Source organism: Pseudonocardia autotrophica (genome assembly GCF_003945385.1).
Classification (GTDB): domain Bacteria; phylum Actinomycetota; class Actinomycetes; order Mycobacteriales; family Pseudonocardiaceae; genus Pseudonocardia; species Pseudonocardia autotrophica.
This window is the reverse complement of sequence record NZ_AP018920.1, coordinates 268,846-294,042: the sequence shown is the minus strand read 5'-3', so window position 1 is coordinate 294,042 and position 25,197 is coordinate 268,846. Positions and strand designations below refer to the sequence as shown.

The 25,197-nt window shown below is 73.6% G+C and carries 27 protein-coding genes; 16 read left to right on the top strand and 11 right to left on the bottom strand.

All coding sequences use genetic code 11. From position 1 onward, the window contains the following. The first annotated feature begins 59 nt into the window (after positions 1 to 59). Both Pdca_RS01425 and Pdca_RS01420 read left to right on the top strand, forming a co-directional pair. Positions 60 to 1,463 carry a YlbE family protein gene (locus Pdca_RS01425; RefSeq protein WP_232021366.1) on the top strand — a complete coding sequence of 468 codons (1,404 nt, stop codon included), beginning with the start codon at positions 60 to 62 and terminating at the stop codon, positions 1,461 to 1,463. Positions 1,464 to 1,622: 159 nt separating this feature from the next. Next, positions 1,623 to 2,015, top strand: coding sequence for an STAS domain-containing protein (locus Pdca_RS01420; RefSeq protein ID WP_158092100.1), 393 nt, complete (start codon positions 1,623 to 1,625; stop codon positions 2,013 to 2,015). Here the strand turns inward: Pdca_RS01420 and Pdca_RS01415 are convergent. The 4 genes from Pdca_RS01415 to Pdca_RS01400 all read right to left on the bottom strand — a co-directional run bounded on the left by Pdca_RS01415 (position 2,008) and on the right by Pdca_RS01400 (position 4,529). Further along, the gene (locus Pdca_RS01415) at positions 2,008 to 2,829 is read right to left on the bottom strand and encodes a sulfite exporter TauE/SafE family protein (RefSeq protein ID WP_232021770.1); all 822 of its coding nucleotides are present in this window, start codon (positions 2,827 to 2,829) and stop codon (positions 2,008 to 2,010) included. The genes Pdca_RS01420 and Pdca_RS01415 overlap by 8 nt on opposite strands. Positions 2,830 to 2,834: 5 nt before the next feature. Continuing rightward, positions 2,835 to 3,632, bottom strand: coding sequence for a GntR family transcriptional regulator (locus tag Pdca_RS01410; protein WP_232021365.1), 798 nt, complete (start codon positions 3,630 to 3,632; stop codon positions 2,835 to 2,837). Between the two features lie 71 nt (positions 3,633 to 3,703). Continuing rightward, on the bottom strand, positions 3,704 to 3,901 hold the full coding sequence (locus tag Pdca_RS01405; RefSeq protein ID WP_085911897.1) for a hypothetical protein: 198 nt from the start codon (positions 3,899 to 3,901) through the stop codon (positions 3,704 to 3,706). A gap of 226 nt (positions 3,902 to 4,127) precedes the next feature. Continuing rightward, the gene (locus tag Pdca_RS01400; protein WP_085911898.1) at positions 4,128 to 4,529 is read right to left on the bottom strand and encodes an Rv1352/Rv1906c domain-containing protein; all 402 of its coding nucleotides are present in this window, start codon (positions 4,527 to 4,529) and stop codon (positions 4,128 to 4,130) included. 194 nt (positions 4,530 to 4,723) lie between these two features. Here Pdca_RS01400 and Pdca_RS01395 point away from each other — a divergent pair, with 194 nt between their 5' ends. The 3 genes from Pdca_RS01395 (at position 4,724) to Pdca_RS01385 (ending at position 8,102) form a co-directional block, all read left to right on the top strand. Then, positions 4,724 to 5,557, top strand: coding sequence for an SDR family NAD(P)-dependent oxidoreductase (locus Pdca_RS01395; protein WP_085911899.1), 834 nt, complete (start codon positions 4,724 to 4,726; stop codon positions 5,555 to 5,557). A 62-nt stretch (positions 5,558 to 5,619) separates the two neighbouring features. After that, positions 5,620 to 7,317 carry a flavin monoamine oxidase family protein gene (locus Pdca_RS01390; RefSeq protein ID WP_085911900.1) on the top strand — a complete coding sequence of 566 codons (1,698 nt, stop codon included), beginning with the start codon at positions 5,620 to 5,622 and terminating at the stop codon, positions 7,315 to 7,317. After that, entirely contained in the window at positions 7,317 to 8,102 is a 786-nt protein-coding gene (locus tag Pdca_RS01385) for a carbon-nitrogen hydrolase family protein (RefSeq protein ID WP_085911901.1), read from the top strand. The genes Pdca_RS01390 and Pdca_RS01385 overlap by 1 nt, the downstream gene beginning before the upstream one ends. A gap of 83 nt (positions 8,103 to 8,185) precedes the next feature. Here Pdca_RS01385 and Pdca_RS01380 read toward each other — a convergent pair whose 3' ends face one another. Beyond that, the gene (locus tag Pdca_RS01380; protein ID WP_085911902.1) at positions 8,186 to 9,208 is read right to left on the bottom strand and encodes a zinc-binding dehydrogenase; all 1,023 of its coding nucleotides are present in this window, start codon (positions 9,206 to 9,208) and stop codon (positions 8,186 to 8,188) included. A gap of 129 nt (positions 9,209 to 9,337) precedes the next feature. Here Pdca_RS01380 and Pdca_RS01375 point away from each other — a divergent pair, with 129 nt between their 5' ends. Then, positions 9,338 to 9,739, top strand: a complete 402-nt coding sequence (locus Pdca_RS01375) for a hypothetical protein (protein ID WP_085911903.1) — start codon at positions 9,338 to 9,340, stop codon at positions 9,737 to 9,739. An 86-nt stretch (positions 9,740 to 9,825) separates the two neighbouring features. On the opposite strand, the gene Pdca_RS01370 is transcribed toward Pdca_RS01375, so the two are convergent. Both Pdca_RS01370 and Pdca_RS01365 read right to left on the bottom strand, forming a co-directional pair. After that, positions 9,826 to 10,005, bottom strand: coding sequence for a hypothetical protein (locus Pdca_RS01370; RefSeq protein ID WP_085911904.1), 180 nt, complete (start codon positions 10,003 to 10,005; stop codon positions 9,826 to 9,828). Positions 10,006 to 10,136: 131 nt separating this feature from the next. Next, entirely contained in the window at positions 10,137 to 10,847 is a 711-nt protein-coding gene (locus Pdca_RS01365) for a FadR/GntR family transcriptional regulator (protein ID WP_232021364.1), read from the bottom strand. A 135-nt stretch (positions 10,848 to 10,982) separates the two neighbouring features. On the opposite strand from Pdca_RS01365, the gene Pdca_RS01360 reads away from it, so the two are divergent. The 7 genes from Pdca_RS01360 to Pdca_RS01330 all read left to right on the top strand — a co-directional run bounded on the left by Pdca_RS01360 (position 10,983) and on the right by Pdca_RS01330 (position 18,473). Beyond that, positions 10,983 to 12,488: a carboxyl transferase domain-containing protein gene (locus Pdca_RS01360; protein ID WP_174824275.1), complete on the top strand. Its 1,506-nt coding sequence runs from the start codon at positions 10,983 to 10,985 to the stop codon at positions 12,486 to 12,488. Positions 12,489 to 12,497: 9 nt separating this feature from the next. Beyond that, positions 12,498 to 13,103, top strand: coding sequence for a TetR/AcrR family transcriptional regulator (locus Pdca_RS01355; protein ID WP_085911906.1), 606 nt, complete (start codon positions 12,498 to 12,500; stop codon positions 13,101 to 13,103). A gap of 77 nt (positions 13,104 to 13,180) precedes the next feature. Beyond that, on the top strand, positions 13,181 to 14,329 hold the full coding sequence (locus Pdca_RS01350; protein WP_085911907.1) for an acyl-CoA dehydrogenase family protein: 1,149 nt from the start codon (positions 13,181 to 13,183) through the stop codon (positions 14,327 to 14,329). Positions 14,330 to 14,377: 48 nt separating this feature from the next. Continuing rightward, entirely contained in the window at positions 14,378 to 15,289 is a 912-nt protein-coding gene (locus tag Pdca_RS01345) for an SMP-30/gluconolactonase/LRE family protein (protein WP_085911908.1), read from the top strand. A 9-nt stretch (positions 15,290 to 15,298) separates the two neighbouring features. Continuing rightward, a complete protein-coding gene (locus Pdca_RS01340; RefSeq protein ID WP_085911909.1) occupies positions 15,299 to 16,852 on the top strand; it encodes a class I adenylate-forming enzyme family protein in 1,554 nt (517 codons plus the stop codon). Continuing rightward, entirely contained in the window at positions 16,849 to 17,610 is a 762-nt protein-coding gene (locus Pdca_RS01335; protein ID WP_085911910.1) for an SDR family NAD(P)-dependent oxidoreductase, read from the top strand. Before Pdca_RS01340 ends, Pdca_RS01335 begins: the two co-directional genes overlap by 4 nt. Positions 17,611 to 17,627: 17 nt before the next feature. Beyond that, complete coding sequence (locus Pdca_RS01330) at positions 17,628 to 18,473, top strand: enoyl-CoA hydratase (RefSeq protein ID WP_085911911.1); 846 nt, start codon at positions 17,628 to 17,630, stop codon at positions 18,471 to 18,473. 140 nt (positions 18,474 to 18,613) lie between these two features. Here Pdca_RS01330 and Pdca_RS01325 read toward each other — a convergent pair whose 3' ends face one another. Continuing rightward, positions 18,614 to 18,796 (bottom strand): hypothetical protein, encoded by a 183-nt coding sequence (locus tag Pdca_RS01325; RefSeq protein ID WP_125911196.1) that lies wholly within the window; start codon positions 18,794 to 18,796, stop codon positions 18,614 to 18,616. Positions 18,797 to 19,397: 601 nt separating this feature from the next. Between Pdca_RS01325 and Pdca_RS01320 the strand changes: the two genes are divergently transcribed. After that, positions 19,398 to 20,207 (top strand): VldE C-terminal domain-containing protein, encoded by an 810-nt coding sequence (locus tag Pdca_RS01320; protein ID WP_125911195.1) that lies wholly within the window; start codon positions 19,398 to 19,400, stop codon positions 20,205 to 20,207. Between the two features lie 112 nt (positions 20,208 to 20,319). Here Pdca_RS01320 and Pdca_RS01315 read toward each other — a convergent pair whose 3' ends face one another. The 3 genes from Pdca_RS01315 to Pdca_RS01305 form a co-directional block, all read right to left on the bottom strand. Beyond that, entirely contained in the window at positions 20,320 to 21,024 is a 705-nt protein-coding gene (locus tag Pdca_RS01315; RefSeq protein WP_232021363.1) for a DsbA family protein, read from the bottom strand. Positions 21,025 to 21,295: 271 nt separating this feature from the next. Then, positions 21,296 to 22,069, bottom strand: coding sequence for a M23 family metallopeptidase (locus Pdca_RS01310; protein ID WP_085911915.1), 774 nt, complete (start codon positions 22,067 to 22,069; stop codon positions 21,296 to 21,298). A 53-nt stretch (positions 22,070 to 22,122) separates the two neighbouring features. Continuing rightward, a complete protein-coding gene (locus Pdca_RS01305; RefSeq protein ID WP_125911194.1) occupies positions 22,123 to 22,470 on the bottom strand; it encodes a hypothetical protein in 348 nt (115 codons plus the stop codon). 239 nt (positions 22,471 to 22,709) lie between these two features. On the opposite strand from Pdca_RS01305, the gene Pdca_RS01300 reads away from it, so the two are divergent. Beyond that, complete coding sequence (locus Pdca_RS01300; RefSeq protein ID WP_085911917.1) at positions 22,710 to 23,276, top strand: L,D-transpeptidase; 567 nt, start codon at positions 22,710 to 22,712, stop codon at positions 23,274 to 23,276. Between the two features lie 207 nt (positions 23,277 to 23,483). Further along, entirely contained in the window at positions 23,484 to 24,920 is a 1,437-nt protein-coding gene (locus Pdca_RS01295) for an FAD-dependent monooxygenase (protein WP_269462830.1), read from the top strand. Positions 24,921 to 25,197: the final 277 nt, after the last annotated feature.

The window sequence follows — 25,197 nt, the reverse complement described above, 5'->3', positions numbered from 1 at the left end:
GCGGAGCGAACACCAACAGCACAGTGAGCGGAGCCGGCACCACGAGCACCCCGGCTTCCGTGGTGAGCACCGGCGCCGATCTGCTCGCCGACGCCGTCGAGGACCAGGCCGTCCCGGTCACCCGGGTGGACTGGCGCCCTCCGATGGACGGCACCGCCGACGACCTGGCGACGGTCGCCACCGACCCGCTGCGGACCGCCGCGAACGAGCGCGCGCTGGCCGCGATGCTCGGCGTGACGGCGACGCTGGTCGACGTCGCCCCGGCCTCCGAGGTGCTCGGTCTCGAACCCGGCCGGTTCCTGCACGCCGGGCCGCCGATCACCTGGGACCGGGCGTCCGGTCCGCTGCGCGGCGCGCTGATGGGCGCCGCGGTGCTCGACGGCCTGGTCGACGACCCGGAGCAGGCACCGGCGCTGTTCGAGTCGGGCAGATCGGTGTCGCTGGAGCCCTGCCACCACCACGCGACGGTGGGCCCGATGGCCGGGGTCGTCACGTCCGGCATGTGGATGTTCGTGCTGGAGGATCCGGCGACCGGGCGGCGCACCCACTGCTCGCTCAACGAGGGCCTCGGCAAGGTGCTGCGCTACGGGGCCTACGGCCCGGAGGTGTTGCAGCGGCTGCGCTGGCTCGGCGACGTGCTCGGCCCGCTGCTGCGGGTCGCGGTGCGTGCGACCCGCGACGCCGGCGACCCGGTCGACGTGACCGCGATCCTGACCCAGATGCTGCAGATGGGCGACGAGGCGCACAACCGCAACCGCGCGGGCACCCTGATGCTGCTGCGCGACCTGTCCCCGGCGATGGTCACCGCCGGGCCGGGCGCCGGGGCATCCGGCGACGACATCGCCGCGGCACTGCGCTTCATCGGCGGCAACGACCACTTCTTCCTGAACCTGGCGATGCCCGCCTGCAAGCTCGCGCTGGACGCGGCCCGCGGCGTCGAGGGATCGACGATGGTCGTCGCGATGGCCCGCAACGGCACCGACTTCGGCATCCAGGTCTCCGGAACCGGCGACGAGTGGTTCACCGGCCCGGCGCAGCTGGCCGACGGCCTGTTCCTCGGCGACTACGGGCCGGCGGACGCGAACCCGGACATCGGCGACTCGGCGATCACCGAGACGGCCGGGATCGGCGGCTTCGCGATGGCGACGGCACCGGCGATCGTCCGGCTCGTCGGCGGCACCGTGCCGGACGCGCTGGCCACCACCCGCCGGATGCGCGAGATCACCATCGGCACGAACCCGCGGTGGACCGTCCCGGTGCTGGAGTTCGCCGGCGTCCCCAGCGGTATCGACGTCACGAAGGTGTGCCGGACCGGGGTCCTCCCGCAGATCAACACCGGGATGGCCGGCCGGGTCGCCGGCGTCGGTCAGGTCGGCGCCGGGCTGGTGACCCCGCCCGCGGAGATCTTCCCGGCCGCGCTGGCGGGCCTCGCGGCCCGGACCAGGGCCCGCGTCACCACCTGAACACGACGGGAGGTTCCGCAGGTCGGAGGCTGGACTTCCGGTCCGCGCTCGGTACCGTGACCACATCATCCGCAGCGCCGTACCGCCCCGGTCGCACGGTCCCGCCCGCTCGGCCCGGCGGGTCCGGCGGACCTGCGCGTCCGCACCGGGGTGTGGCCGGTGAGCAGCCCCGATCCGGCTCCGGAGTGGGGAGCGTCGAAGGTGCGGCTGCGTGATCACGTCCCCCGGCCCGGGTTCACCGTGCTCGAGGTGATCGGCGAGATCGACCAGGCCGAGGCCGAGGTGATCCGGCTCCGGATGGTCGAACTGATGCAGCAGCCCGGCCGCGGGCGGGCGGTGCTCGACCTGTCGGGCGTCGGGTTCTTCGGGTCGCACGGGCTGACCGCGGTGGTCCGGTCGTCGCGCGCCGCGGACGAGCTCGGGGTGCCGCTGTCCGGGGTGACCGGGCCGGCGAACCGGGCGGTGCAGCGACCGGTCCGGATGACCGGCCTGGACCAGGTCATCCGCTGGTACCCGGATCTCGACAGCGCGCTCGCCGACGGTCTCAGCTGAGCAGCGCGACCACGCTCTGCACCCCGACGCCGCCGCCGACCAGGAGCAGCAGCACCGCGAAGGCCCGGGTCAGCGAGGTCGCCGAGAGCCGGTCGGCGACCAGCTTCCCGGCCAGCGCGCCGAGCACGGCGACCGCGACGAACGGGCCGAGCACCGCCCAGTCCGACTCCAGGTGCCCGGCCCTGGCGGCCAGCGAGCCCGCCGCGTTGAGGGTGAGCACGAGCAGCGAGGTGGCGATCGCGACGGGCATCCGCATGCCGAGCAGCACGACCAGCGCGGGCACCACCAGGAACCCACCGCCGACACCGAGGAACCCGGTCAGGAAGCCGACCAGCGACCCGGCGACCGTCACCTTGGCGGCGTGCACCACGAACGCCCGGCGACGCGACCGCACCAGCACTGAAGTACCGCCGGACGGGCCGCCGGACGGGCCGGCCGCGGCCGGTGCCGCCGGTTCATGTCCGGCACCGCCGCGGACCAGCATCAGCGCGGCGACGGCGAGGGTCAGCCCGGCGAACGACAGCATCAGCACCGGCTGCGGCACGACCCGGTTGAGCACCGAACCTGCCCACGCCGTCGGGAGTCCGACGGCGCCGAAGGCGAACCCGGTCCGCCAGTCGACCGTCCGGTCCCGCAGCCTGCTCAGCACGCCGACCACCGAGATGATCCCGACGATGACGATGCTGCCCGCGGTGGCCGCGTGCGCGTCCTGCCCGAGCGCGTAGACCAGCGCCGGGACCGACAGCACCCCGCCGCCGCCCCCGAGCGCGCCGATGACGAGGCCGACGAGCAGCCCCAGGACCCCGGCGATCATCCCGGTCACCGGCGCGGGTCCGCCCGGTCGGGGCTGCCCAGCAGCTCGAGCTGGTAGCCGTCGCGGGTGGCGAAGTCGGCGCGCAGCACGAACCGGTCACCCCGGACGAGGGTGTGCCGCCACTCGACGCGGCGTCCCTTCGCGGTGCCGAGCCGGCGGATCGAGTAGGCCGCGGTGGACGGGCTGCCGCCCAGCAGCCGGTGCTCGGCGGGGGTCGGCAGGGTCGGCCGGATCGTCTCCTCGCCGCCGGTCAGCACCACCCCGCACCGGTCGGCGTAGCGCTCGTAGAGGGCGCCGGTGCTGAAGTCGGCGTCCAGCAGCGGCGCGGCCAGCTCGTGCGGCAGCCAGAGCCGGTCCAGCGCGAGCGGTTCTCCCCCGGCGAGGCGCAGCCGTTCCAGGTGCACCAGCGGGGTGGACTCCTCCAGGCCCAGCCGGGCGGCGACGACGCCGTCCCGCCGGACGTCCAGCGCGCGCACCACGCTGCGCTGCTCGACTCCCAGCGCCAGGACCGACTCGTGCAGGCTGTACAGCGCACCGAGCCGCTGCACGATCTCGACCGGCTCGGCGGTCCGGGAGGGGCGGCCGCGGGTCCCGACGACGAGGCCCTCGTCGCGGAGCACCTTCACCGCCTGGCGGACGGTGTGCCGGCTGACGCCGTACTCCTCGGCCAGCGCGAGCTCGCCGGGGAAGCCGTGGGTGAAGGCGTCGGCGTCGAGGCGGCGGCGGAGGTCGTCGAGCAGCTGACGCCAGAGCTGACGGTCGGGACTGCGGCGCAGCGTCGCCGGTCCGTCGGTTCCCGTCACGTCCTCGAATGTACGGTCATTTGGTGCGGCCGAGCAACATCACCCGGCGTGACGAGCACGACGGTCGCGGATCAGAAGGGGACGTGCGCGGCCCGCGCGGCGCGGGCCGCGACGGCGATCCGGGTGAGCAGGCCGGGACCGCGCCCACCGTCGTCGCCGGGGGTCGTCGGCTCGGCCGGCGGCGGCGGCACCGGCCCCACAGCCGCATCGAACTCGAGACCGGACTCGGGGGTCGGCGCACCCGCGCACGGGGACAGGACGGGATTCACGGTGGATCGGCTCCGGGGGACGTCGCGACAGGGCGGCGGGCGGGGGCCGAACCGCCGTTCCGGCGGCACTCAGCCCGCGCAGGGCTCCCGGCGACAGCGACGATCGTCCACCGACAACAGCTCCACGGCGATCAGGCACACGACGAACGTGCGATCGATCGGCGCGCTGACGGGGGACACGTGTCCACTGCACCACGCTGCGGGCTCCACCGCAACGCTGCGGCGGTCACCTCCTGGACCAGGCACAGCCACCGGCGAAGGTGACGGTCTCGCCGGCGACCAACCGGACCGCCGCCGGGCCGTTCAACACGGCCCGGGCGACCTGCACGCCGTCCGCGCCGACCCGGACGTACTCGCAGGTCCGGCCCCCGTCGGGCCCCGGGGAGCCGTAGATGCCCGGCTCCAGCACGGTCCCGACCGGGAACTCGCCGTCGGCGGTCGCGACGGGTACCGGCGCGGCGGACATCCGGGTGGCGGTGGCCTCGGCCGGCCCACCCGCGACCAGGAACGAGCGGACCAGCAGCAGCGGGACGACGACGGCGAGCAGCACCCACGGCCACAGGACCGTCCGCTCCCCCGCGGCCTTCCGGTCCGCGTAGTAGCGCTCGTACGGTCCGCCGTCGTCCATCCGCCTGCCCGCCGCTCGTCGTCACTCTGCCCATCGAAGTGGCCGGGCGGGCGCGTTACGCGGCAGGTGGGTGACGTCGCAGGTGGGTGACGGCGCAGGACGGCACCGAGGACGATCGGCGACTGGCCGGGATCGTCCGATTCGTCATCGGATTAGTCTCTCCCCGCCACGATCCCGACGGAGAGGCCTCCGGCATGAAGACCTTCACCGGCCGTACCGCGGCGATCACCGGGGCCGGCTCCGGGATCGGCCGCGCGCTCGCCCTGCGCCTGTCCGGCCAGGGATGTCACCTCGCGCTCGCCGACCGGGACGCCGCCGGGCTGGCCCAGACCGCCGCGCTCGCCGGCCCGCAGATCCGGGTGACGACGGCCGAGCTCGACGTCGCCGACGAGAAGGCGGTGTACGGCTGGGCCGACACCGTCGTCGCCGAGCACGGGGTGGTCGATCTCCTCGTCAACAATGCCGGTGTCGCGCTGTCCGGGACGGTCCCCGCGCTGTCGCTGGAGGACTACCGCTGGATCATGGACATCAACTTCTGGGGCGTGGTGTACGGGACCAAGGCGTTCCTGCCGCACCTTGAGGAGTCCGGCGACGGGCACGTGGTGAACCTGTCGAGCGTGTTCGGCATCGCCGCCCAGCCGTTGATGAGCGGCTACAACGCCAGCAAGTACGCGGTGCGCGGGTTCACCGAGTCGCTGCGCCAGGACCTGGAGCTGACCGGGTCCCGGGTGTCGGCGACCTGCGTGCACCCGGGCGGGATCAAGACCAACATCGCGCGGGCCGCGCGGATGGACGCCAGCGTCGCCGAGGCCACCGGGAAGTCCGCGCAGGACGCGTCGACCGAGTTCGAGGCGCTGTTCCTGACGACACCGGACCGGGCGGCCAGGACCATCCTGGACGGGGTGCTGCGCGACCGGCGCCGGGTCCTCATCGGGCCGGACGCCTGGGCGATCGACTCGATGGTGCGCCTGCTCCCGACCACCTACCAGCGGATCGTCACCGGGGTGGTGCGGTCGCGGCGGGGCTGAGCGCCGGCCCGCGACCACCGGGAGTGACCCCACCGACCGGCCCGACCACCAGGAGCCGCACGATGAGCCCCGACCAGCCCCGTCCGGTCACCGCCTTCGGCCCGGACTTCCCGTTCCCGTTCGACGACTGGATCTCCCATCCGGCCGGGCTCGGCCGGATCCCCGCCGACCGCCTCGGCACCGAGGTCGCCGTGGTCGGCGCCGGGATCGCCGGACTGGTCGCCGCCTACGAGCTGATGCGGCTCGGCCTGCGCCCGGTCGTGTACGAGCCGTCGCACCTGGGCGGGCGGCTGCGCTCGCAGCCGTTCGAGGGTGCCGACGGGATCGTCGCCGAGCTGGGCGGCATGCGGTTCCCGATCTCCTCCACCGCGTTCCACCACTACGTGGACCTGCTGGGGCTGCGCACCGAGCCGTTCCCGAACCCGCTGACACCCGCGTCCGGCAGCACCGTGATCGATCTGCACGGACGGACGTACTACGGCACCGGCCTGGCCGATCTCCCGCCGTTCTTCACCGAGGTCGCGGACGCCTGGGCGGCCGCGCTGGAGGAGCGCACCGGGTTCGCTGCGATCCAGGAGGCGATCCGGGCGCGCGACGCGGTCACCCTGAAGCGGCTGTGGGACGAGCTGGTGCCGCAGTGGGACGACCGCACGTTCTACGACTTCGTGTCCACCTCGACGCCGTTCGCCGAGCTGAGCTTCGCGCACCGGGAGGCGTTCGGGCAGGTCGGGTTCGGCACCGGCGGGTGGGACTCGGACTTCCCGAACTCGATGCTGGAGATCCTGCGGGTGGTGACGACCGCCTGCGACGACGACCAGGTGCTCGTCGTCGGCGGGGTCGAGCAGGTTCCGCAGGGCCTGTGGCGGCGTGCCCCGGACGGGATCGCGCACTGGCCCGCCGGGACCAGCCTGTCGTCGCTGCACGGCGGCGGGACCCGGCCGGGCGTCGCCCGGATCCACCGTGTCGATGCGGGCTCCGGCTCGGCCTCGGGTTCCGCGGCGCCCGGCGCGATCCGGATCACCGACGTCTACGGCGGTGTGCGCGACTTCCCGGCCGTCCTCGCGACCTGCCAGGGCTGGCTGCTCTCGACCCAGATCGAGACCGACGAGTCGCTGTTCAGCCAGGAACTGTGGATGGCGATCGACCGGACCCGCTACATGCAGTCGACGAAGACGTTCGTGATGGTCGACCGGCCGTTCTGGCGGGACACCGATCCGGCGACCGGCCGGGACGTCATGAGCATGACGCTGACCGACCGGCTCACCCGCAGCACCTACCTGTTCGACAACGGCCCCGACCGGCCCGGCGTGATCTGCCTGTCGTACTCGTGGATGAGCGACTCGCTGAAGATGCTGCCCTACCCGGTCGAGAAGCGGGTGGAGCTGGCGTTGCGCGCGCTGCGCGAGATCTACCCGGGCGTCGACATCGCCGGGCACGTCATCGGCGACCCGATCACCGTCACCTGGGAGTCCGATCCGCACAGCCTCGGCGCGTTCAAGGGTGCGCTGCCCGGCCACTACCGCTACAACCGGCGGATGTACTGCCAGTTCATGCAGGACGACCTGCCCGCGGCCGAGCGCGGGATCTTCCTGGCCGGCGACGACGTCTCCTGGACGCCGGCCTGGGCGGAGGGTGCCGTGCAGACCGCGCTGAACGCGGTCTGGGGGATCATGCACCACCTCGGCGGGGCCTGCCACGCCGACAATCCGGGGCCCGGCGACCGGTTCGCCGAGCTCGCCCCGCTGGCCCTGCCCGACTGATGCGGCTCGCGCTCGCCCAGTGCGTCCCCGGGCCGCGGGACGTGCCGGGGAACCTGCACCGGCTGGACCGGTTCGCCGCGGCCGGCGCCGATCTCGTCGTCACCCCGGAGATGTTCCTGACCGGCTACGCGATCGACGCCGACGAGGTACGGGAACTCGCCGAACCGGCCGACGGGCCCTCGGCCGCCGCGGTCGCCACGCTGGCCCGGCGGCACCGCACGGCGATCCTCTACGGCTATCCGGAGTACGACGGCGGGCAGGTGTTCAACGCGGTCGCGCTCGTCGGGCCGGACGGCTCCCGGCTCGCCGGGTACCGCAAGACGCACCTGTTCGGCGAGCTGGACCGGGCCCGCTTCGGCGCGGGTGCGGACGCCTGCGCGGTCGTCGAGCTGGACGGCTGGCGGCTGGGCCTGCTGATCTGTTACGACGTCGAGTTCCCGGAGGCGGCTCGCGGGCTCGCCGTCGCCGGGGCGGACGCGGTGCTGGTACCGACCGCGAACATGATCGGCTACGACCGGGTGCCGGACACCCTCGTCCCGGCCAGGGCGTACGAGAACCAGCTCTACGTCGGCTACGCGAACCACACCGGCCGGGAGGGCGGGCTGGTCTACGGCGGGTTGTCCTGCATCGCCGGTCCGGACGGCGCCGACGTCGCCAGGGCCGGGCGCGGCGAGGAGCTGCTGTTCGCCCGGCTCGACCGGGAGGTGCTGGCCGCGTCGCGGCGGGACAATCCGTTCCTCGCCGACCGGCGGCCCGAGCTCTACCGCGGCCTCACCGAGCGCTGATCGACAGCCCGATCCCTGCGGGCGCCTCGCCGGCCACCCGAGCTCCATCGGCGCCGACCGGCGACCCGCGCTCTACCGGGGCCTCATCCGCCGCTGACCGGCGCGATCCGGATGCCGATCTTCGCCGCGCCGTCGCCGGCCCGCCGGGCCAGGTCCAGCGCTGCCGGTGTCTCGGTGAGCGGCAGCTCCCGCTCCAGGCACTGGTCGACCTCGATCCGCCCGCTGTCGACGAGTTCGAGCGCCTCGTGGAACGAGCGCAGCCCCGGCTCGTGCTGCGCGCCGCTGGGCCAGACGATCGTCACGTTGCGCTGGAATGCCAGGTGCGCCGGGAACGCACTCGGCTCGTTGCGCTCGGGATAGCCGAAGAAGCACACGGTGCCCGCCCAGCGCACCATGTCGATCGCGGCGGCCCGGCAGTCGTCGTAGCCGGCGGCCTCGACGACGACGTCGGCACCACGCCCGCCGGTGAGATCGGCGACCAGCTCCTCCGCCCGTTGGCCGGGCACCTGCACGGTGTGCGTCGCGCCGAGCCGTGCGGCGGTTGCCAGCCGGTCGGCGTCCCGGTCGGTGACCACGACCGTGGGGTACCCCAGCCGCCGCAGGTGCTGCACGAAGTAGCCGCCCGCGGAGCCCGCCCCGATCACCACCGCGACGTCGCCCTCGGGGCGGCCGACCCGGCGCATCGCGAACAGTGTGGTGCCGATCTGCTGGGCGGTGACCGCGCGACGCAGGTCGGCGTCCGGCGCGAGCGGGACCAGGTAGCGCTCCGGGACCGCCTGGAACTCGGCGAAGCACTGCCCGACCGGGCCGGGCGGCACGGTGAGCACCGCGGTCCCGGGTGGCAGCAACGCGTCGTCCGGTCCGACGACGATGCCGGTGCCCTCGTGACCGGGGTAGCCGGGGCGGCCGAGCATGTCCGGCCGGTGGAAGCCGTCGAACACCGAGTGCACGTCCGAGCCGCAGACCGAGGAGTACCGCATCTCGACCAGCAGCTCCCCCGGGCCGGGGACCGGGCGCGGGAACGACCCGACGACCAGCTCACCGGGCGCGGCCAGGGTCGCGGCCGTCATCGGTGCGGGCTCCGGGGCGTTCGCCGAGGTGCTCACGGGAACGCATTCCACCACATCATCTGCGCTCCGGGCACGACCTCGCAGGTAATCGACCCGGTGTGTGTGCTCGCCGATCGTGGACGACAGGCACCGGGGACGCGCCCCGGCGAGGTCCAGGAGGCGATCATGAACCACACCACGTATCCCGCCATCGCGATCCGTCCGGCACTGCGGGTCGACGCGCTGGCGTCCGGCGGGCTCGGCGCGATCACGGCCGCCGGGGCGGTCCTGCTGGCTCCGCTGCTCGGGCTGCCGATCGGGCTGCTCGTGGGGGCCGGGGCGTTCCTCGTTCTCTTCGCCGGCGCCCTGCTCGTGCTGGCCGCTCGACGCCCGGTCCCGGACGGTGCGGCGTGGGCGGTGGTCCTGGTGAACGTGCTGTGGGTCGTCGCGAGCGTCGCGCTGGTGCCGATGGCGGCGCCGACCGCGCTCGGAACGGCGTTCCTGCTGGCTCAGGCCCTGGTGGTGGTCGGTTTCGCCGGGTGGCAGTCGGCCGCGCTACGCCGTGGGGCGGTGCCGGTCGCCGGATAGCCTGCCCGACCGGCGAGTCCGGTGGTGATCGTTCTCCGGTGGAGGTCCGGTGCCACCTATGACACCGGACCTCCACGAACTGCCGATCACCACGGGTTGCGGCGCCGGGACGCCGCCGAGCGGGCCTGCAGGAGCGAGCGCGCCCGGTGGAGCAGCTCGCGTGCCTCGTCCGGCTGGAGCACCCCGGCTGCGACCGCCGCCGTCAGCCGGACCGGCATCTCCTCCACCAGCCGCGCGTGCTCGGCCAGCTCGATCTCGTCCGCCACTGCGCACCTCCCGCGGGAGCTACGTACGCCGGCGCCGATCGGTTCACCCGTCCTCGCCGGACGTCGCACGGCACCGCGGCCGGCATCGGGCCCGGAGTGGAGCAACCGGATCCGGCCGCGGGCGGCTCGCGCTACCCCTCGTCGCCCAGCCGGACGTCCGAGACCGCCGTGATGTGTTCCCCCATCGCCGCCGACGCCGCGATCGGGTCACCGGCGCGGATCGCCCGCAGCACCGCACGATGCCCGGCCAGCGACTCGCCGGGACGACCCGGCCGGCTCAGCGACTCGATCCGGGACTCCCGGACCAGCCCGGCGATCTCGCCCATCAGCGTCGCCAGCAGGCCGGAGTGGGCGGCCGCGGTGACGGCCGCGTGGAACTCCTCGTCGGCCGCGATACCGCGCCCCCCGGCCGCGATGTCGTCCGCCATGGCGTCCAGCGATCCCTCGATCCGCCGCAGGTCCTGCTCGGTGCGGCGCTGCGCGGCCAGCGCAGCGATCCGGACCTCGAGCGCCTCACGCGCCTCGATCACCTCGCGGAGCCGGTGCTCCCGGGAGCGCACCGCGGCGAGCACCTGGCGGTCGGCGGGGACCTCGCGGATCACCGCTCCGTCGCCGTGCCGGACGTCGATCACGCCCTGCACCTCCAGCGCGACCAGCGCCTGCACCACCGAGGCCCGGGAGACCCCGAGCTGACCGGCCAGCTCGCGCTCGGGCGGCAGCCGGTCGCCGGGGCCGAGCCGGTGCTCGGTGATGTGCTCCAGCAGCCGCTCGACCAGCTGCTCGTAGAGGCGCGGCCGGGTGAGCGGCTGCAGCGTCGCCGGACGCCGGGGCTCGATGGGCACCGGCACCTCCGCACGAATCGTCCCGATGGATCTCGTCGACACCCACCGTAGCGCGAGTGGATCGCGCATAAGAGTATTGGACTGTCCACTATTCCACTAGGGTCGACCAGCAGGACACCGACCGAAGGGGATCGCATGCCACCGGAACCGGTTCCGCAGCTCCGGCCGGGCCTCGGGACGCCCGGGTCCACCGCTCTGCTCACCGCGCTGCTCGATCCCGGCTCGTTCCACCCGTGGGACTCCCCCGCCGTCCCACCATCCGGTGCCGGGGCGGTATACCGGCGGGAACTCGCCGAGGCGACCCGGACCGCCGGGACCGACGAGTCGGTCGTCACCGGCGGCGGGCGGATCTTCGGGCATGCCGTCGCCGTCGTCTGCAGCGAGTTCGGGTTCCTCGCCGGCTCAGTCGGGACGGTCGCCGCCCGGCGGGTGATCGACGCGGTCGCCCGGGCGACCGCCGAGGAGCTTCCGCTGGTACTCGCCCCGGCGTCGGGCGGCACCCGGATGCAGGAGGGCAACGCCGCGTTCCTGGCGATGATCGAGATCGCCGGCCGGATCGCCGTGCACCGGGAGGCGGGTCTGCCGGTCATCGGCTACCTGCGGCACCCGACGACCGGTGGGGCCTTCGCGTCCTGGGGCTCGCTGGGCAGCGTGGTCCTCGCCGAACCCGGTGCGCTGATCGGCTTCCTCGGGCCGAAGGTCTACCGGGCCCTGCACGGCGAGCCGTTCCCGCCCGGCGTGCAGACCGCCGAGAACCTGCACGCCCATGGCCTCGTCGACGCCGTCGTCGACCAGGGCGGGCTGCGCGACCGGGTGGCCGCGATCCTGCGCACCATCGGCCGGAGCTCCGGTTCCCGGACACGCCTCGAGCCGGCCCCGGAGCCCACCGGCCCGCCGCCCGGCGCGTGGGAGGCGATCACCGCGACCCGGAGTCCCGGCCGGCCAGGGGTCCGCGAGTTGCTCGAACACGGCTGCCGCGATGTCGTCGAGCTGCACGGGACCGGCGCCGGCGAGGTCGCGGCGGCCACCGTGCTGTGCCTGGCTCGGCTCGGTGACACCGGCTGCGTGCTGGTCGGGCAGGACCGCGCCGCCACCCGGGCCCCCGGACCGGCCGATCTGCGCGTCGCGCAGCGCGGGATGGAGCTGGCCCGCGAGCTGCGGCTCCCACTGGTCACGGTGATCGACACACCGGGCGGGGAGCTCAGCCCGGCGGCCGAGAACGGCGGCCTCGCCGGCGAGATCGCCCGCTGCCTGGCCGCCATGACCCGGCTGCCCGTTCCGACCGTGTCGGTGCTGCTCGGCCGGGGCACCGGCGGGATCGCACTGGCGCTGCTCCCCGCGGACCGGGTGCTCGCCGCCGGGCACGGCTGGCTCACGCCGCTGCCGCCCGAGGGCGCGAGCGCGATCGTGCACGGCACACCGGACCGGGCCGCCGAGGTCGCCGCGACCCAGCAGGTGACGGCGTCCGACCTGGCCGGGCTGGGGGCGATCGACCGGATCGTCGCGGAGCTGCCGGACGCCGCCGACGAGCCGGTCCGGTTCGTCCGGCGGATCGCCGGGACGATCGAGGGCGAGATCGCCGTCGCGCGGACCGTGCAGGGGCTGCGCCGGACCCGCTGCGGGGAGAACCCACCCACCTAAGCTCACCGGATGAAGGACGACGGGCAGCGGCCACGCCGGTCGAACGCCGAACGGCGGGCGACGACCCGCGCCGCCGTACTGGACGCGACGATCACCGCGATCGTCCGGTACGGGTACCGCGGTGCGACGTCGGAGCGGATCGCCGAGCTGTCCGGCCTGACCCGGGGCGCGCAGAAGCACCACTGGGCCACCAAGAACGAGATGGTCGCCGAGGCACTGCTGCACCTGCACGACCGGTTGATGGTCGTCACGGTGGCCGAGCTGGAGGGCGCGTCCGGGGTCCGCCCGACACTCGAGGCGCTGTGGCGTTCCTTCCGGTCGGACCTGTTCACCGCGGCCACCGAGCTGCACCTCGCCGCACGTATCGACGACGAGCTGCGCGGCGTGCTGACCGAGGTCGAACGGGAGATCGGCCGCCGGATCCGGCGCATCACCACGCGCGCCCTCGACGACGGGGTGCATCCCCCGGAACGGCTCGACGAGATCGGCGATCACGTCGTCAACGTCATGCGCGGGATGGCGTTCCAGACATCGCTGGGTGCCCGTGCCGATCGCGAGCAGCGGCAGCTGGAGGTGCTGGAGCAGGCGGTCCACGGGCTGCTCCGGGCACATTGACATCCATCCTGGGATGTATTTAAGTTCGCGGTGCCGCCGGATCCCGGCGGTCCCTGCGAACGAGAGGGGCTCCACGGGTGTCGCTCGAACCGACCGGCCGGGAGACCTCGGCCGCCTTCGCCGGCGCCGTCCGGAGCTTCGTCGCCCGAGAGTGCGGCAGCCCCGAGCAGCGCGCGCAGCTCACCGACCACGGCCGGGAGGCGCACAGCTCGCCGATCTGCCACAAGCTCGGCGAGCTCGGCTGGGCCGGCGTGGCCTTCCCGGAGCGCTACGGCGGCAGCGGCGGCGGGGTCGCCGACGCCTGCGTGCTCCTCGAGGAGCTCGCCTACGGCCAGGTTCCGGTGTTCGGCCTGGGCATCTCGATGATCGTCGGCCGGACGGCGTTGCGGTTCGGCACCGAGCAGCAACGGCACGAGATCATCGGCAGCGTCAGCCGGGGCGAGGTGTCCGCGATCGCGATGAGCGAGCCGGAGGCGGGTTCCGACGTCGGGGCGATGCGTTGCGCAGCAAGGCACACCGGGGACGGCTACGTCGTCGACGGCCAGAAGACCTGGATCTCGTGTGCTCCGTACGCGGAACGGATCCTGCTCGTCTGCCGTACCGGCGCGACCGGCCGCAAGCACGACGGCGTCACCATGCTCGAGGTCCCGCGGGACACCCCGGGAGTCGAGATCCGGCCGATCGACACCCTGGGCGGCCGGGAGGTCAACGACGTCTTCTTCACCGGCGTCGAGGTGTCGGCCGACCGGGTGATCGGCGTCGAGCACCAGGCGTGGCGACAGCTGATGGCCGGGCTGAACTTCGAGCGACTCGTGTGCGCGGCGACGTTCCTGGGCAATGCGCGGCGCGCGTTCGACGACACGCTCGCCTACGTCAGCGGGCGCCGGCAGTTCGGTCGCCCGGTCGGTTCGTTCCAGGCCCTGAAGCACCGGCTCGCGGACCTGGCCACCGAACTCGAGTGCTGCTCGCTGCTCGTGCACGACATCGCCCGCAGAACCGACGACGACCCGGAACGACAGCTCCCCCGGGAGGCCTCGATGGCCAAGCTGAAGGCGACCGAGCTGGCGAAGGCGGTCACCGTCGAGGGGATGCAGATGATGGGCGCCGCCGGCTACACCACCGAGTACGACATGGAGCGCCAGCTACGGCAGAACATCGTCGGCACCGTCTTCGCGGGCACGAGCGAGATCCAGCGCGACATCATCGGCTCCTCCTACGGCCTGTAGCCCCGTCCGACGATCCACCTTCCCCCCACACCGAATCGAGGAGCACCCATGACGACGACGAGGTCGATCACCCGGCTCGCGACCGGCGGCCACTACTTCGAGGCACCCCGCTGGCACGACGGGCGATGGTGGGTCTCGGACATCTATGCCGGGGTGCTCTGCACCTACGACGAGGAGGGCACCCGGACCGAGGTGCTGCGGGTGGAGGGCAACCCGTCCGGTATCGGTTGGCTCCCGGACGGCTCGATGCTGGTGGTCTCGATGCACGACCGGCGGCTGCTGCGCCGCTCGCCGGACGGCGAGGTGACGGTGCACGCCGACCTGTCGAGGGTCTGCGAGCACGAGATCAACGACCTGGTGGTGACGTCCGACGGCCGGGCCTTCACCGGCACGATCGGTTTCGCGGTCGCCGCGGGTGACCCGCCGCGACCCGGTGCGGTGTTCCGCGTCGATCCGGACGGTTCGGTGCACGTCGCGGCCGAGGACGTGATCTGCCCCAACGGCATGGTCGTCACCGGCGACGGCAGCACGTTGCTCGTCGCGGAGTCGTTCGCCGGCCGGTTGACCGCGTTCACCATCGGTGCGGACGGCGAGCTGACCGACCGGCGGCTGTTCGCGCAGCTCGCCGAACCCCCGGAGCTGGGCCCGCTGCCGGAGGTCATGGCCGCGCTCGCGCTGATTCCGGACGGCTGCGCGATCGACGCCGAGGACGGACTGTGGGTGGCCGACGCCGGCCACCAGCGGGTACTGCGGTTCGACCGCACCGGCACCCTCGTCGAGGAGATCGCCGACCCGCACGGCAACGGCGTCTACGCCTGCGCGCTCGGCGGCGACGACGGCCGATCACTGCTCATCTGCACGGTGCCGGACTTCTTCGCCGCGGCCACCGGGGTCGACACCGACAAGGCGAACCTCGAGCTCACCCGGGTCGACGTGCCACACGGCACGGGCCGGCCGTAGAGGGACGCTGTGGACCCGGCGAACCTGCTCCGCAAGAGCGCTCGACTGTTCGGGCGCAACACCGCCTTCGTCTGCGAGGAACGCTCGCAGACCTACGACCAGCTGCTGGAGCGCGCGATCAGGCTGGCGAACGCGTTGCGCGCCGCGGGCGTGCAGCCCGGTGACCGGGTCGCGCTCCTGGGCGACAACGCGTTCGAGAGCCTGGAGCAGATCGCCGGGACCGCGATCGGCGGCTACGTCCGGTGTGCCCTGTACGGACACGACACCGCCGACCGGCACCACTACCTGCTCGGCCTGGTCGGTGCCCGCGCCCTGATCGTGCAGGACCGGCACCTCGCGGCGCTCCGGCCGATGCTGGCCGACCTTCCGGAGCTGACCACCGTGCTGGTCACCGGACAGGGCCCGGCCCACGGGGTGACCGGCTACGAGGACGCGCTGTCGGCGGCATCCACCGAGGACCCGCAGGTGCCACTCACCGACGATGATCCGCACGTCATCCGGTTCTCGGCGGGGACGACGGGCAAGCCGAAGGGGATCCTGCACACCGTCCGCGGCTGGATGGACATGGGCACCGAGATGGCGCTCGTCATTCCGCGCTTCACCGAGCGGGACCGCTATCTCGCACCCGCCCCGCTGAGCCACGCCGCCGGGATGTTCGCCTGGCCGCTGGTCGCGGCCGGGGCGGCGACCGTGGTCATGCCGGCCTTCGACACCGCCCGGTTCCTGGAACTGATCGAGTCCGAACGGATCACCGTGACGATGACGGTACCGACCTTGATGCGGATGATCGCCGAACATCCGGACTCCCGGACCAGGGACCTGAGCAGCCTGGTCACCGTGTTCTACGGGACCGCACCCGCACCGGAGGCCACGCTGGCCGCCGCGATCGGGGTGTGGGGCAACATCATGTACCAGATCTACGGGCAGAGCGAGTGCCTGCCGCTGACCGTTCTGACCCCGGAACACCACGTCCTCGACGGCACCGACGACCAGCGCAGATGGCTGCGCTCGGCCGGGCGCCCCACCCCGAACTCCGACGTCGCGATCCTCGACGACGACGGCAATCGGCTGCCCGACGGCGAGATCGGGGAGATCGCCGGGCGCTCGCCGGGAACGATGCGGGAGCTCTGGGCCGCCCCGGAGGCCACCGCGCAGCGGGTTACCCCGGACGGCTGGTTCCGCACCCGGGACATGGGCCGGATCTCCGATGACGGGTTCCTCCACCTGACCGACCGCAAGGAGGACACGATCATCTCCGGCGGCTACAACATCTGGCCGACCGAGCTGGAGGACGCGCTGGCCGAACATCCGGCGGTCGCCGAGGCCGCGGTCGTCGGGGTCCCGCACGCCCGGTGGGGCGAGACACCGCACGCCGCGGTGGTGCTGCGGCCGGACGCCCACGTCGACCCCGACGAGCTCATCGCGTGGAGCCGCGAGCGGGTCGGGTCGGTGAAGAAGGTGACGGCCGTGCACCTCGTCGACTCGCTGCCTCGCTCGCCGATCGGCAAGGTCCTGCGCCGCGAGGTCCGCACCATGCTGGCCACACCGGACCGCGACCGGTGAGCGGACGGCTGCAGGGCCGGGTCGCGATCGTGACCGGTGCGGCGCACGGCATCGGTGCGGCCACCGCGCGGTGCTTCGTCGCCGAGGGCGCCGCCGTGGTGCTCGCCGACGTCTCCGAACGCGGGCTGGCCGCGCTGGCCGCCGAGCTCGGCGACGCGGCGCACGCCGTGCGGTGCGACGTCGCGGTCCCGGACGACCTGGTCGCAGCCGTCGAGCAGGCGGTCACCGCGTTCGGCGGGCTCGACATCCTGTTCAACAACGCGGCCGCCGGCGCGGGCGGGCGCATCGAGGAGCTGGATCCGGCGGACTGGGACCGGGTGTTCGCGGTGAACGTCGGCGGCGTCCTGCACGGGATCCGGGCCGCGGTCCCGGCCATCCGGGAGCGGGGCGGTGGCGCGATCCTCAACACGTCGTCGGTCGCGGGTCGTTGTGCCTCGCCGGGGATCGCGGCCTATGCGGCGTCCAAGGCTGCCGTGGAGTCGCTGACCCGCACCGCGGCGCTGGAACTGCGCGCGGACGGGATCCGGGTGAACGCGATCGTCCCCGGACTGGTCAGGACCAGGGCCGCCGAGGCGAGCGCCCCCTTCCTCGTCGACGCGCTCGGCACCGATCCGGACGGTTACGTCGCGGCCAGGCAGGGCCGGTGGGGCGCTCCCGAGGAGATCGCCGCGGTCGCCGTGCACCTGGTCAGCGACGAGGCGTCGCTGACCACCGGGCAGTGCTACGTGCTGGACAACGGCGCGACGTCGAGGGCTTGACCGAACCGGAGGACCCCATGGCCGACACCGTCCGCTACGAGCAGCCGGAGCCCGCGATCGCCCGGGTGGTCCTCGCCCGCCCGGAGAAGCGCAACGCCCAGGACCGGGCGCTGCTGCACGCACTCGACGACGCCTATCGGCGTGCACTCGCCGACGAGCGGGTCCGGGTGATCATCCTGGCGGCCGACGGCCCGGACTTCTCCGCCGGGCACGACCTGGATACCGACTGGTCGATGGCCGATGTGCAACCCCGCACGCTGACCGGCGGGTTCGGCGCACCGGGTGCGGAGAGCTGGTTCGCCACCGAGGAGGAGCTGTTCACCGGGCTGTGCCTGCGCTGGCGGGACATTCCCCGGCCGACGATCGCCGAGGTGCGCGGCCGGGTGATCGGTGCCGGACTGATGCTGGTGTGGCCGTGCGACCTGATCGTCGCCGCCGAGGACGCCAGCTTCGTCGATCCGGTCGTCGCGTTCGACATGAACGGGGCCGAGTACTTCACCCATCTCTGGGAGCTCGGCGCCCGGCGGGCGAAGGAGATGCTGTTCACCGGGGAGCGGATCAGCGCCCAGGAGGCGCACGCCATCGGGATGGTCAACCGGGTCGTGCCGGGCGACCGGCTGGAAACCGCCACCCTGGAGCTCGCCCGCCGGATCGCGACCCGTCCACCGTTCGGCCTGCGGCTGGCCAAGCGCGCCGTCAACCAGGGCCTGGATCTTCAGGGACAGCGGTCGGCCGTGGAGGCCGCCTTCACCACCCACCACCTCGGACACGCCCACAACCAGCGGTTGCACGGCGGGTTCGTCGACCCGCACGGGCGCGCGGTGATCCGGGACGATGCACGGGCTCGCACCGACCGGGGATGACGGTTGCCCGAGGCCTGATCGTCCGGCTCGACGAGCCGCTCGACTCGCCGGCCGGGACCGATCATCCCGACACAGCGAACTCGTCGATACCCGACGGCCGCGCACCCGGTGGGTGACCATGCCCCCGGTCACCGGTGACATCAGGCGAACCGGCCCGGGCCCCGCCGGAACCGCGCCCACGCCTCGAGCAGCTCGGCGGCGGGATCCGTGTCACCCGCAGGCCAGGCCTGTTCCGGGATCGCGGGGCGGCACTCCGGCGACACACCGGGATCGTCCGGGGTGTCGCTGCCGGCGGCGCGCTCGTCAGGCCATCGTCGGTTCACCGGCATCGATCCCTTCGATGACACACCCCGCGGACTCACCCCGGGACCCCTCACCCGTCTTCCGATCCCGTACCGCACGGTGCCAAATTTGTCCTTACGTCTAGTCAAAATATTCCGGCTGTGAAGGTCCCGTCAAGAGATCCGACCGCCGACGTCCACTTCACGGACGGCTGTGCATCGGCCCACCGATCCGCCACCGTCATGTGCATGCGCACGAGGAGAGGCCGGACCGGTGCGGTACGAGGCACGCCGATGACCGCCCGACGGGCACGGAGCCGCGCGGGCGCCGCCGGGGTGGTGCGCGAGGCGGCGTGAGCCGCCGGGTCATCGCGAGCACCGCGCCGGACGGGTGCCGCTGATCGCCCATCGGGATGCTTGTTCCGCGCGGGGTGCGGGAGATCGAGGCACCGGTCCCGCCGCGGTACCGACCGGTCACCGCGCGATCCGCACAGGAGGCCGGAGCCGCGCGGAGGGCGCCGTACGATCGGTCTCGGAATGGTCACGACCCTGGTCCCCAGCAGGGCCGCCGACGTCCCGCTCCCCCACTGTGCGGCGCCGGCTCCTCCGGTCGATCACCGACCCTTCCGAGGAAGGACCGACCGTGCCGAGGCCTCACCCGACCGACCGCGCGACTCGCGCCCGGCGCTCCCCGAGCCGGCCCACCGCGCCCCGCCTGCACCAGCGGCCGGGTCCGCCCCGGACCGGGCGCCACAGCGCGGGCGCGGTCGGCGTGCTGACCTCGGCGCTCGTCGGCGGCGGACTCGTCGCCGGGCACGTCGCGCTCGGCGACGACACCGTGCACGTCGAGCAGCTCGCGCTGCGGGCGTTCGCCACGTCGCCGACCGAGCCGGTGGCCGAGTCCGTCGCTCCGGCTCCCACCGTCGCCGGTCCGGACGACGGTGCGGCCCGCGCACTGGCCGACCCACCACCGCCGCTCGACGTCGACGCCGTCGTCGGTGCCGCGACCGGCGCCCTCGACGACGCGGTGACGGCCCGCCGCGCGGCCGACGAGGCTGCCTCCGCGGCGGCATCGCAGGAGGAGAGCACCCCGGCGGCGGACGTCGGACCGGGCAGCTGCGCCGCCGGCAGCGACGGATTCGGTGCGGTGGCCGCGTCCACCGCCGCCGCGGGCGAGCAACTGCGGTGCATGTTCGGGATCGAGACGGTGCTCGGCGTCGCCGGACGCTCCAACGCCTCGGACCACCCCGCGGGCAAGGCACTCGACTTCATGGCCGACGGGGCCTCCGGCGAGCGCCTGGCCACCTACGCCCGCCAGAACATGGACGAGCTGGGCATCAGCTACGTGATCTACCGGCAGCGGATCGACACCGGCAGCGGCTGGGAGACGATGGAGGACCGCGGCGGCGCGACCGCGAACCACGAGGACCACGTGCACATCTCGTTCGACTGACCCTCCCACCCGCGGAGGCCGGCGGCGGGGCGGGCACACGAATCCGGCATCCGGCACCGCGCAGCGTGTCGTCGACGACCTGCCTGCCCCGCGCCGCGCGACCCGCCCGCGCTCAGCTCCCGGCGAGCGCATCGTCGAGAGCGCGACGCAGGTCGTCGAGGGACTCCGGTTCGAGCCGCTCGCCGTTGACGAAGAACGTCGGGGTCCCCCGCACCCCGAGGGTGTAGCCGTCCTGGCGGTCGGCGTCGATCCGCTCCATCGTCGCCGGGTCGTCGTAGGTCGCGTCGAAGCGCGCCAGGTCCAGGCCGAGATCGCGGGCGTAGCCGCGGAAGCGCTCGTCCATCGGGACCTGCTGCTCGCCCCACTCGATCTGGGTCTCGAACATCCGCTTGTACATCGGCTCCAGCGCACCCTGCTGAGCGGCGGCCTCGACCGCCCGCGCCGCGCGTTCGGCGTTGGCATGGCTGGCGATCGGGAAGTAGCGGATGACGAAGTTGACGCGGCCGGCGTAGTCGGCGCGGAGCTGCTCGACGGCCGGGTGGGCGGCGGCGCAGGCCTCGCACTCGAAGTCGAGGAACTCGACGAAGTCGACGGTGGCGCCGGGCGCACCGGACAGGCGCAGGCTGTTGTCGCGGACCGCGATCGACGCCGCGGCGGCCGGGTCGGAGGGGTCCTCGGCGCCGTAGCGGCTGATGCCGAACAGCACGCCGACGCAGACGACGAAGACGGCGATGATGATGAGCGAGAACTTCCGGTTCGACATCCCACCCGTCGTGGGCAGGGTCGGGTTGCGGCGCTTGCGGGCTGTTCGGGACATGTGGGCCCTTCGTAGGTGGCGGTCCACCGACCGCCGCGGTCGTGACGAGACATCGGGGCGAGGCATGGCGGCCGCTCTCACCACCCGTGTGGGCGGCCGGTCGAGCGGCGGTGATCACCAGGCCCGGTCCGCCGCCGGGCTGACGACGGGGCGACCCGGCTCCGTGGACCGGGCAGCCGGCTCCGGGGTGGTCGGTCCCGACGCCGCGCGGATCCGGCCGGGACCCGTGCCTGCCGCCGATCCGAGATCCGGCCCCGGGCCACTCGCCGCCTCATCCGGCCGGCTCCAGGCCGCGTTCGCGAAGCCATCCGGCGGGGTCGACCCTGTCCCCGGACACCGATCCCTGCCGGATCTCCAGATGCAGGTGCGGACCGGTGGACTGGCCACGGTTGCCGACCTCGGCGATCCGGTCCCCCGCCGACACCTGCTCGCCGGCGGTGACGAACGCCTGGTTGATGTGCCCGTAGACCGAGCGGGACCCGTCGGAGTGCCGGAGCACCACCCACAGGCCGAAGCCGCCGGCCGGCCCGGACTTCTCCACCACGCCGTCGGCGACGGCGAAGATCGGGGTTCCGATCCGATTGGCGATGTCGAGGCCGTAGTGCGTGGATCCCCAGCGCGGGCCCGCCGTCGAGGTGATCCGGCCTGAGACCGGCTGCACCGTCACCTCGTCGCCGTCCATCGCGGCCGCGGGGGCTCCTTCGGCACGTGCCCGGGACAGCAGGGTGGACCGCCGCTGTGCCTCCTCCCCGGCGCGGGCGCCCTTGGCCAGCGCGGCGAGGTCGTCGGACGTGGCCGCCGCCGGCAGGTCGGCATCGTTCACCGATCCGGCGGACCCGGCCGTGCTCGTGATCGGCTGGAAGGACAGCACCGCGACGGGGCGGACCTCGGCGTCGAGGACCGGGGGTGCGAGTTCGTCATAGCTGGTCTGGGCACCGGCGACGAGCGCGCCGGCGGCGAGCGCGAACAGCGCTCCACCGGTCCCCGCGGGCGGAACCGGCAGGGCAGTGGGCAGGGCGGAGAGCAGGGTCGGACACGACGGCATACGGGTATCCCGAATCTGTCAGGGGCTGCGGGCGAACGGGCACGCAGCAGCGCCTAGATCCGGAAGACCTGCAGATCAGCATTGGAGACACGGGACCCCACGACCGGCGCGGGATCGGACGCACCGCGCTCCGGGGTGCGCACCGGAGCGGGCAGCAGGCAGCCCAGGATCGGGCCCGGCGCGACGAGCGGGAGCTCGGCGTCGGCACCGCGGACCGGTGTTGCCGCGGAGTGGTGGACGTCCTGCAGAGGGGCGCCGTGGCACTCGTGGGAATGCTCCCCGGCGGCGACCGCGGCAACCGGAGCCTCGGCGAATCCCGGCCCGGCGGCCAGCACGCCGGCCGCGAGCACGGTGAGCACGACGACCGCGATCGCGGTGGACCACCGGGCGATTCGCCGCACGTGCACTCCCTCCGACGGGTCCGAGGCTAGCGGCCGCCTCCGAGCGGCCGACCGGCCGGCCACCGGTCGCCCCCACGGGCGATGCAGCTCGGCGCTCGCGTCACGCACAGCCACACCCGATCCCGAGGGGTGACAACCTTCCCTCGGGCCGTGCGTCATAGGTTACGGACGATGCCGAGCATCGTTACCCCGAGTGGCGCAGCAGCAGCGACGGACGACGCTTGCGAACAGGAGTACCGATGGTGAACCGCACGGCCGGGCGAACCCGCCGAGCCAAGATCGTCGCCGCCGTGGTGGCGGTGGCGGGCATCGGCCTGGCCGGCACCGCGCTGGCCGAGGTCGAGCAGGGTGACGTGGCCCGGCAGGCGCACGCCGAGGCGCTCACCCCCGGCACCCCGTGCTCGGTCTCGACCCGGGCGTGCGTCGATCTGGAGTCGCAGCGGGCCTGGCTGATCCGCGACGGCAAGGTGACCCGCGGGCCGGTACCGATCGCGTCCGGCGGCGCCGGGCAGGAGACCCCGGTGGGGCACTCGTTCCGCGTCTACCGCAAGAACAAGGACCATGTCAGCGGGGAGTTCAACGGACCCGACGGCAACCCGGCACCGATGCCGTGGTCGGTCTTCTTCGCCGACGGCGGCGTCGCCTTCCACGGTGGCGACCGCGAGCGCGCGTCCGCCGGTTGCGTGAAGCTGGACCTGCCCGAGGCCGAGGCGTTCTTCAACGACCTCGCCCAGGGCGACAAGGTCCAGGTCGTCAACGCCTCCGCCGAGCAGGCCGCCCGGGGCGGGGCACCCGCGAACAGCTGACCGGCAAGATTCGTCGCCGCGACCGGCCCCGGCCTCGCCGGGAGCCGCCGGGACAGTCGGCCCGCCGACTCCCAGGGGGATCGACGCTCACGGGCCGAGGACCATCGCTCCTGAGTGCGCACCACGGCGCGGTCCCTGCCCCGTTTCACAGTATTGCCTGGTGGGGGGCTTGCCACAAGACCCGCCACCGGGCGCAGGATCTGCGCCGTGGCACAGAACGACACCGACTACGACGTCGTCATCGTCGGCGGCGGCCCGACGGGCATGCTGCTCGCACGAGAACTGCGACTGCACGACGTCCGCGTCCTCGTGCTCGAACGCGACGAGGAGCCGACCACCCTGGTGCGCTCACTCGGCCTGCACGCCCGCAGCGTCGAGATCCTCGACCAGCGTGGTCTGCTGGACCGCTTTCTCGCGGCCGGAACCGTGCACCCCGGTCTCGGGAGCCTGGCCGGGATCGCCGCGCCGCCACCCCGGGACCCTGCCACCGCCCACGGCTACATCCTCGGCATCCCGCAGCCCCTCACCGATCGGCTTCTGACCGAGGCCGCGACCGAAACCGGTGCCGAGATCCGCCGAGGTGCCGAGGCAGTCGAGATCGTCCAGGACGACGACACGGTCACCATCACGCCGGCCGACGGCTCCGCCGTGCGTTGCTCATGGGCCGTGGGCTGCGACGGCGGGCGCAGCCTGGTCCGGCGCACGCTCGGGGTCGGCTTCCCCGGCGACGCCGCGACCAGGGAGTGGCTGCTCGGCGAGGTCGAGGTCACGATGCCGTCCGACGAGGTGGCAGCGGTGTCGAACGAGATCCGCAGATCCCAGCTGGGCTTCGGCATCGGCCCGGCGCCGGAGGGGCACTTCCGAGCCGTCGTGCCCGCGGCGTCGGTGTCCGAGGATCGGACGACCGGGCCGTCCTTCGACGACTTCCGAGCCCGGCTGCGGGAGGTGGCCGGAACCGACTTCGGAGCCCACTCGCCGCGCGCCCTCACCCGGTTCACCGACGCCACCCGCCTCGCCGAGCGGTACCGCGTCGGCCGGGTCCTGCTCGCCGGCGACGCCGCACACGTTCATCCCCCGCTCGGCGGGCAGGGGCTCAACCTCGGCATCCAGGACGCCTTCAACCTCGGATGGAAACTCGCGGCGGTCGTCCGTCACCGGGCGGCGCCCGACCTGCTGGACACCTACCACGACGAGCGGCATCCGGTTGCGGCCGACGTGCTGTCGCTGACGCGCGCGCAGAGCGCGCTGATCTCGGCGGACCCCGGGACGCAGGCGGTTCGCCGCCTGCTCGGGCGCCTGCTCGAATTCGACGACGTCAACTCCTACCTGACCGCCCGCATCGCCTCGATCGACATCCGCTACGACCTCGGATCCGAGGCCGACCTGGTCGGCAGGCGGCTCGCGGACCTTCCGCTGTCGCGAGGCCGCCTCTACGAACTCATGCGAGAGGGACGCTGGCTGCTCCTCGACCGGGACGGGACCCGGTCGATCCGGAATCGGGACGGCCAGGTCGACCACGTCGTCGACGACGCTGCCGATCTGACGCCGGCCGCCGTCCTGCTGCGCCCCGACGGACACGTCGCCTGGAGCAGCGACGAGCCGCGCCCGCTCGACGATGCGCTCAGCAGGTGGGAGTTGTGCTGAACCGGCCAGGGACCGTGTCCGGCCCGGCTCGCCGCGCGGGCCCCGAGGGGGACGGATCGCTCGACGCTATCTGTCCCCGGTAGCCGTCGCGCTGAGCGCAGCTGCTGCTCGCTCCGCGAAGACTCGTTGGGCATCGGCCGGCGAACAGCGCGCGGCCCGTAGCAACGTGATCAGCCGAGTGGCGTCAGGGGCGTCGTGGCCGGCTGCGTCGGCACTGCTCATGGTCTCTGCTCCTCTCGCCGCGGCCGCTCCGCGTCGTACCCGTGGGGCACGGGCA

Coding starts and splice junctions, on each gene's coding strand:
- Pdca_RS01360 (WP_174824275.1), top strand. CDS start 10,983: ATGCCACCGGAACCGGTTCCGCAGCTCCGGCCGGGCCTCGGGACGCCC.
- Pdca_RS01345 (WP_085911908.1), top strand. CDS start 14,378: ATGACGACGACGAGGTCGATCACCCGGCTCGCGACCGGCGGCCACTAC.
- Pdca_RS01395 (WP_085911899.1), top strand. CDS start 4,724: ATGAAGACCTTCACCGGCCGTACCGCGGCGATCACCGGGGCCGGCTCC.
- Pdca_RS01375 (WP_085911903.1), top strand. CDS start 9,338: ATGAACCACACCACGTATCCCGCCATCGCGATCCGTCCGGCACTGCGG.
- Pdca_RS01400 (WP_085911898.1), bottom strand. CDS start 4,529: ATGGACGACGGCGGACCGTACGAGCGCTACTACGCGGACCGGAAGGCC.
- Pdca_RS01415 (WP_232021770.1), bottom strand. CDS start 2,829: ATGATCGCCGGGGTCCTGGGGCTGCTCGTCGGCCTCGTCATCGGCGCG.
- Pdca_RS01315 (WP_232021363.1), bottom strand. CDS start 21,024: ATGTCCCGAACAGCCCGCAAGCGCCGCAACCCGACCCTGCCCACGACG.
- Pdca_RS01390 (WP_085911900.1), top strand. CDS start 5,620: ATGAGCCCCGACCAGCCCCGTCCGGTCACCGCCTTCGGCCCGGACTTC.
- Pdca_RS01300 (WP_085911917.1), top strand. CDS start 22,710: ATGGTGAACCGCACGGCCGGGCGAACCCGCCGAGCCAAGATCGTCGCC.
- Pdca_RS01330 (WP_085911911.1), top strand. CDS start 17,628: ATGGCCGACACCGTCCGCTACGAGCAGCCGGAGCCCGCGATCGCCCGG.
- Pdca_RS01385 (WP_085911901.1), top strand. CDS start 7,317: ATGCGGCTCGCGCTCGCCCAGTGCGTCCCCGGGCCGCGGGACGTGCCG.
- Pdca_RS01310 (WP_085911915.1), bottom strand. CDS start 22,069: ATGCCGTCGTGTCCGACCCTGCTCTCCGCCCTGCCCACTGCCCTGCCG.
- Pdca_RS01355 (WP_085911906.1), top strand. CDS start 12,498: ATGAAGGACGACGGGCAGCGGCCACGCCGGTCGAACGCCGAACGGCGG.